Raw genomic sequence first — 6,095 nt, forward strand, 5'->3', positions numbered from 1 at the left:
TTGCATCGTAGGGCGGGATGACCGCACCCCGCCCTGCGGAAAACGTGACCCATTGATAAAAGGGGGTAAAAATAATGAAACCATACGTTATCACCATCGCGCGCCAGTACGGTTCGGGCGGCAAGACGGTCGGCAAGATGCTGGCGGACAAGCTGGGCATTCCGTTCTACAACCGCGAGATCATCACCATGGCGAGTGAGGACAGCGGTGTAAACGCCATGCTGTTCTCGGACGAGCGTCTCAAGGGCGATTTTCTGACGCGCCTGCGCGCGCATTATCACGGCAACACGCCCGTGCCGAACGACTCGTCCAAGTCCTACCTCAAGGATGAGGCGCTGTTCGCCTATCAGGTGAAGATCATCCGCCGGCTGGCGGATCAGGGTCCGTGCGTTATGATCGGCCGCTGCGCCGACTATATTCTGGCAGGCCGACCGGATGTTGTGCGCGTGTTCGTCCATGCGGACAAGGATTTCTGTCTTGAGCAGGCCATGAAGGTGGACTCGCTGCCCGAGAACGAGGTGGCAAAGAAGATCGCCGAGATCGACGAGTACCGCGCCCGCTACTACAAGCACCACACCGGCCACGACTGGTATGACGCGCGGAATTATGATCTGTCGCTCAACAGCGGCGTGCTCGGCTTTGACGGCACGGTTGAGGAGATCATCAAGTATATGGAAGTGCGCGAGCAGTTTCAGAAGTAAATGAGGGGAGAGCCGTCTGCGAGAGCAGGCGGTTTTCTTTTTTGCGCTTGGCGGTTGAAAGGATTTACCGTATGTGTACCACCTGCACATAATTATCCCGTAGGGGCGAACATTGTTCGCCCGCAGCACGACCGGAGCCTGTGCAAGGAACGGCCACACATCCGGTTAACCATAACGTGGGAGCACAATGTGCTCCCCTACGGGATAACGTGTACAGATCGGATAGCAACGGTAAACCACGGCAGGAAAACGGTGCAGATTCGACCTGAAAAAACTTTTTCAAAAAAATTAAAAAAAAGGGGTTGACGAAACGGGGATTCTGTTATATACTAAACAAGTCGTCAGCGATGAGTCATCAAAAACGACAACAACTTAACAAGATGGAGAGTTGGCTGAGTGGTCGAAGGCGCACGATTGGAAATCGTGTAGGCGTGATGAGCGTCTCTAGGGTTCAAATCCCTAACTCTCCGCCATAAAGAGCTGAAACGTTGGTTTCAGCTCTTTTTGCATTACCTGTCGCGAAACTACAGTTTCGCCGACAAGGAGGAACGGACCGTAGGCCGTTCCAAAGTCGTCCGAAAGTTCCTATGCAGAAACTTTCTCCCTCCGGAAGTGAAAAAACCGAGATACATGCTCCCGGTTTTTTCGGATTGCAGAGCAATCCTATTGAATACGCGCTTACGCGCGGGCTGCGAACAGATTTTAACATCCTCTGACTGTGAACAGGGGATGTTTTTTTGATTTCCCGGAAAATATTTTTCGGAGTTGACCATTTGCGGTCAATTTTTTATCCGTTCCGGCGGTAGGGTAAAGGGAGGTGCTCACATGGGCAGAAACAGAAAAGTTGGATTGGACTGGTGGCCGCGCGACATCGGCCTGTACCGTGACCCGAAGCTGAGAGCCGCACGGCAGAAATTCGGCGTGCTCGGGCCGTATGTGTACGAATGCCTGCTCGATATTGCCTACGGCGACAAGGGCTACTACATCGCCTACAGCGGCGAGGGCCGCGAGGACACGCTGTGGCAGCTCCGCGAGTACACCGCCGGACTGGAAAACGTGACGATCGAAACACTGGCCGCCGTAGTCGATCAGCTGGCGGCAAGCGGCCTGTTCCATGCTGCGTTATATGAACGCGGCTTTCTCACATCCAAAAGAATACAGATGGGGTATTTTCTGGCGACCGTGACGCGCAATGCAGTTCCCATCAATTTTGACATTTGGCTTCTCACCGAGCAGGAAATGCGGGAGAAGAATCCGAGTGGCAAGTCTTTTGTGCTGCGTGCATTTATTTCCCGCACGGAAAATGCGATTTATCGTACGGAAAATGCGATTTATTGTACCGAAAATCCACAGAGCAGAGAAGAGCAGAGGACAGAAGAGCAGAGTACAGTAGAGCAGAGCAGACCAGAGAAGAGAAAGCAGTTACGGCTGATTCTGGTCGGACGACCGAACTGGAAGAAAAACTGAATTGTAAGTTTGACCATAATTTCTGTCTGGAGCTGCGCAGGCTGCAGAACAAGGGTATGCACCGTGAGGTGTTTTTAGATACCGCCCGACAGACGGCTGAGAATGCACCGCGCAATCCGGCAGGGTATTTCCGCACGCTGCTGCAGAACTGCGAGCGTGACGGCATTCTCACCGCTGAGGATATGCAGAAACGGGCAAAGCCCGCACCGGCGCAGCCTGCAATCGGGCCGTCGAGCGAACAGCTGTCCGCGTTCGATCGGGAATGGTACGAGCGGGTCAAGCGGTACACAAGGGAGAAGGCGGTGCCGTCATAACCCTTTTCAACCGCGCCCGCGTCTGCTATAATGAGACAGACAAGAGAGGTGATTAGGATGGGCTACATTCGCCGTCCTGCGTATTACAAGGCATTCCGGTGCATCGGCTCGGACTGCACGGAAAACTGCTGTATCGGCTGGGAGATCGACGTAGACGAGGATTCCCTTGCGTACTACGAGACCGTTCCCGGCGATTTTGGCGAGCGTTTGCGCGCGAGCATTGCGCCTGCGGACGAGCAGACCGGAGAGGCCGCACATTTTCGACTGGACGCCGAGGAGCGGTGTCCGCTGCTGAACGACTGCAACCTGTGCGAGGTGCTGCTTCGCTTAGGCGAGGACAAAATGGCGCAGATCTGCACCGACCACCCGCGGTATTACGAGTGGTTTTCGGACGGCCGTGAGGACGGTCTCGGCTTGTGCTGTGAGGCTGCCGCCGAATTGATTCTCGCGCAGACAGGTGCACCGGCGTTTGACGTGACCGAGGCGGACGGCGTATCCGAAACCGGCACGGAGGCGGAAACCGAACTGGAGAACGTGCTGTTTTCCATGCGCGATGCGCTGTTCCGGCTGGCGTGCGAGGACGCGCCGTTCGATGAAAAGGCGGACAGGCTCTACCGCACGGCAAAGGCGCAGCAGGAGCAGTACGACGACCTGCTGTTCCCGTTCCCCGAGGACGAGGATGCAGACGAGACGGACGAGGACACGGCTTCGTGGTCGCAGGCGTTCTGGCGGGAGAGCACGCTCACGAGCCTGCTCGAGCTGCTGCTCGGCTTTGAGATCAACAAGGACGACTGGCGCACGCTGCTGACCGGCGCAAAGGCGCGCCTGCCGGAGATTATCGCCCGCAGGAATGACTTTTTGCAGGCGTATCAGGGCAAACGCCATGAATACGATAACCTGCTGACGTACTTCCTGTACCGGCACTTTATGAAGGCGCTCGGGGACGACGCCGTGCAGGACAAGGTGCAGCTGGCGCTCGTGAGCACGGCGGTCATTCAGCTGCTCGATGTGTACGAGTGGCTCGCCAACGGGGAACTCACGCACTGGGCGCAGATCTGCATCTGCAAGGCGTACTCGCGCGAGATTGAGTATAACGAGGACAATACCGAGCAGCTTGCTGCGTTTTCCGTCCTTGACGAAATGGAATAAAACAGAACACCGCGGACTGGGGGTCTGCGGTGTTTTTGTTCAGCGAGGAAGTTGCGCTCTGCGGAGCGCGGGAGACTGCGGCACCCGCCGCGGGGGCAAAAAAGAAGGGACACCTGCGGTTTCCCTTCCTCTTTGGACTCCTACCTTTCCCTAATATCACCCGTGAGCAGCTTGCCGCCATGCTGTACCGCTATGCAGGCGAGCCGGACGGCGCGGCAGACCTGTCCGCGTACACGGACGCAGGCTCGGTTTCCGCGTATGCGGAAAAGGCGGTGCAGTGGTGTGTCAAGAACGGCATTCTGACCGGTAAAACGTCCTCGACACTCGCGCCCAAGGCAACGGCTACCCGCGCGGAGTGCGCGGCGATGCTGCAGCGTTTCGCAGCACTCTGACTGTCGCGAAACTACAGTTTCGCCGACAAGCAGGAACGGACCGTGGGCCGTTCCAAAGTCGTCCGAAAGTTCCGCCCGTTGGTTGAAACTTTCTCCCTCCAGAAGTATAAAAATTTGCGCTATCCTTGCGCGGTTTCTTGACCGCGCTGCGCAGATACATGCTCCCCGTTTTTATGGATTGCAATGCAATCCTATTGAATGCGCGCTAACGCGCGAAGAGAACGAGAAAGCAACAGCCTGAACGAATGAAAGAGCACCGCAGCTTGTATTCTGCGGTGCTTTTTGCTGTCTGTGTCCTTCAAACTATACGCAAGTCTACGCAGAACGGTAACAGTCGGTACACCGTTTCAACACACAGCAAATCTAGAATAAGACTATACCACATAGCGGTATAGTCTCATATCAAAGGAAGGGAGGCGGCGGCATGCAGACGAGCACACAGGCAGTCCGCGCACGCACGGACGAGCCGTTTTTGGAGCGGTTCATTCAGGCGCACGAGGCGTTCGTTCTCCGGTGCGCGAGCAGGCACGCAGGCTTTGCGGTCACGCGCAGCGACGATGAATACTCGGTCGCGCTGCTGGCCTTCTACGAAGCCATCAAGGGTTACGACCCGGAAAGCGGGCCGTTCGGCGCGTATGCATCGCTTGTGATTGGCAGACGCCTTGCCGACCACTACCGCAGTCAGCACCGGTTTGATGTGGAAACGCCGCTTGCCCCGCAGACGTTCGACGGCACGGTGGACCGCGAGAGCGCGGACGCCGCCATGCAGCAGGCGGTCGCGGAGCAGATGAGCGAAGCCAAACCGGTCAGCGCACAGGAGGAAATCGAGGCGGCAAACACGGTGTTTGAGAAGTACGGATTCGCGTTTTATGATTTAGCGGCAAGCCCGCCCAAGTCGGACAAGACGCGCCGCAGCTGCGCCGTGGCGGTCGGCACACTGCTGCATTCGCCGGTGCTGTTCGCGTCCATGCAGAGCGCGCACAGCCTGCCGATCAAGGCGCTCGCACAGCAGTGCGGCGTGTCGGCGCGGACGATAATCCGTCACCGGGATTATATTGTAGCGGCGGCGCTGCTCATCGACGGCGATTACCCCATCCTCTGCACCTATCTGCAGACCATGCGCAAGGAGGCAGAGCAATGCGTGCGATAATTACGGATATTCGAGCGGGAAAGGCCGCCGCACTCGCGGAGGACGGCACAGTTCACCTTGTAGACGCGAAGAACAGAGCGGTCGGACAGGAGATTCGAATTCCGGCGAAGCGCCGCAGACGGTGGAAAAAGCCGCTGACCTGGGCGGCGTGCGTGGCTGTCCTGTGCGGCATGGCGACCACCGGCGTGTACGCCGCGTATGAGCCGTATGCCAGCGTCAGCGTCGTGGGCGGCTCGGACAGCGTGGAGTATACGGTAAACCGGTTCAATCAGGTGCTCGGCGCCCGCGTTTCCGGCAAGGAGCAGCCGCCGGACGGCAAAATTCCGCGGTTTGTACACATTGACAAGGCGGTGGAGCATACCGTCCGGCAGGAAGCAAAGGAAGGCGAGCGCGTCAGCATCACCGTGACCTCGCGCAGCAGCGGCCACGCCGAACGGCTCCGTGAGCATATTGACGATCGGTTCCGGCAGTCCGGCGATAAGAGAAACCCGCCCGAGGTGAGGGTGCAGCCGCCGGAGAAACCGGGGAACGCTCCGGGAGAGAGCCGGCAGAGTGAGAGCGCAGAGCGGGCATAAAAATGCTCCCGCGCTTGACTTTGCGCGGGAGTGTGGTATAATTTTGTTAAAGGGAAACGCTGTGTACAGCGGTCAGACCCTTTCTAAGTAGTCATTTGTTAGATGACCGTTTGGGGGCTACCCAAGCGGTCATCGCGCATTTACGGCAAATCACGCCGCTTGACAACATGCGCTCGTGTGGTATAATAAAGATACAAAAAGGGAAACGCTGTGCGCAGCGGTCAGACCTTTTCCATTAAATCAGCGTTTTTTGGACGATGACCGTTTGGAGGCTACCCAAGCGGTCATCGCGCATTTATAAGGAACATGTACAGTACAATGACCGCACAGATAAAAAGCTCAAAGGC

At 57.1% G+C, this 6,095-nt stretch carries 7 protein-coding genes and 1 tRNA gene; all 8 read left to right on the plus strand.

Going from position 1 to position 6,095, the window contains the following annotated elements; all coding sequences use genetic code 11:
• Positions 1-74: 74 nt before the first annotated feature.
• The 8 genes from PGY33_RS08145 (at position 75) to PGY33_RS08180 (ending at position 5,748) form a co-directional block, all read left to right on the plus strand.
• A complete protein-coding gene (locus tag PGY33_RS08145) occupies positions 75-701 on the plus strand; it encodes a cytidylate kinase-like family protein (protein ID WP_117751971.1) in 627 nt (208 codons plus the stop codon).
• Between the two features lie 382 nt (positions 702-1,083).
• Positions 1,084-1,174: transfer RNA gene (locus PGY33_RS08150), tRNA-Ser, on the plus strand.
• A gap of 352 nt (positions 1,175-1,526) precedes the next feature.
• Positions 1,527-2,168 (plus strand): DUF4373 domain-containing protein, encoded by a 642-nt coding sequence (locus PGY33_RS08155; RefSeq protein ID WP_118478472.1) that lies wholly within the window; start codon positions 1,527-1,529, stop codon positions 2,166-2,168.
• A gap of 56 nt (positions 2,169-2,224) precedes the next feature.
• A complete protein-coding gene (locus PGY33_RS08160; protein ID WP_118478474.1) occupies positions 2,225-2,482 on the plus strand; it encodes a hypothetical protein in 258 nt (85 codons plus the stop codon).
• 30 nt (positions 2,483-2,512) lie between these two features.
• Positions 2,513-3,631 (plus strand): flagellin lysine-N-methylase, encoded by a 1,119-nt coding sequence (gene fliB / locus PGY33_RS08165; RefSeq protein ID WP_270478143.1) that lies wholly within the window; start codon positions 2,513-2,515, stop codon positions 3,629-3,631.
• Between the two features lie 179 nt (positions 3,632-3,810).
• On the plus strand, positions 3,811-4,023 hold the full coding sequence (locus PGY33_RS08170; protein WP_158580230.1) for an S-layer homology domain-containing protein: 213 nt from the start codon (positions 3,811-3,813) through the stop codon (positions 4,021-4,023).
• Positions 4,024-4,447: 424 nt separating this feature from the next.
• A complete protein-coding gene (locus PGY33_RS08175; RefSeq protein ID WP_270478145.1) occupies positions 4,448-5,173 on the plus strand; it encodes a sigma factor in 726 nt (241 codons plus the stop codon).
• Positions 5,161-5,748 carry a hypothetical protein gene (locus PGY33_RS08180; protein WP_270478147.1) on the plus strand — a complete coding sequence of 196 codons (588 nt, stop codon included), beginning with the start codon at positions 5,161-5,163 and terminating at the stop codon, positions 5,746-5,748. The genes PGY33_RS08175 and PGY33_RS08180 overlap by 13 nt, the downstream gene beginning before the upstream one ends.
• Positions 5,749-6,095: the final 347 nt, after the last annotated feature.

Origin of the sequence: Butyricicoccus sp. AF18-9LB (assembly GCF_027684505.1) — a bacterium.
Taxonomy (GTDB): domain Bacteria; phylum Bacillota; class Clostridia; order Oscillospirales; family Butyricicoccaceae; genus Agathobaculum; species Agathobaculum butyriciproducens.

Bases quoted from the DNA above. Each gene is read 5' to 3' on its own strand.
- fliB (WP_270478143.1), top strand. From the start codon at position 2,513: ATGAGACAGACAAGAGAGGTGATTAGGATGGGCTACATTCGCCGTCCT.
- PGY33_RS08155 (WP_118478472.1), top strand. From the start codon at position 1,527: ATGGGCAGAAACAGAAAAGTTGGATTGGACTGGTGGCCGCGCGACATC.
- PGY33_RS08145 (WP_117751971.1), top strand. From the start codon at position 75: ATGAAACCATACGTTATCACCATCGCGCGCCAGTACGGTTCGGGCGGC.
- PGY33_RS08180 (WP_270478147.1), top strand. From the start codon at position 5,161: ATGCGTGCGATAATTACGGATATTCGAGCGGGAAAGGCCGCCGCACTC.
- PGY33_RS08175 (WP_270478145.1), top strand. From the start codon at position 4,448: ATGCAGACGAGCACACAGGCAGTCCGCGCACGCACGGACGAGCCGTTT.
- PGY33_RS08160 (WP_118478474.1), top strand. From the start codon at position 2,225: ATGCACCGTGAGGTGTTTTTAGATACCGCCCGACAGACGGCTGAGAAT.
- PGY33_RS08170 (WP_158580230.1), top strand. From the start codon at position 3,811: ATGCTGTACCGCTATGCAGGCGAGCCGGACGGCGCGGCAGACCTGTCC.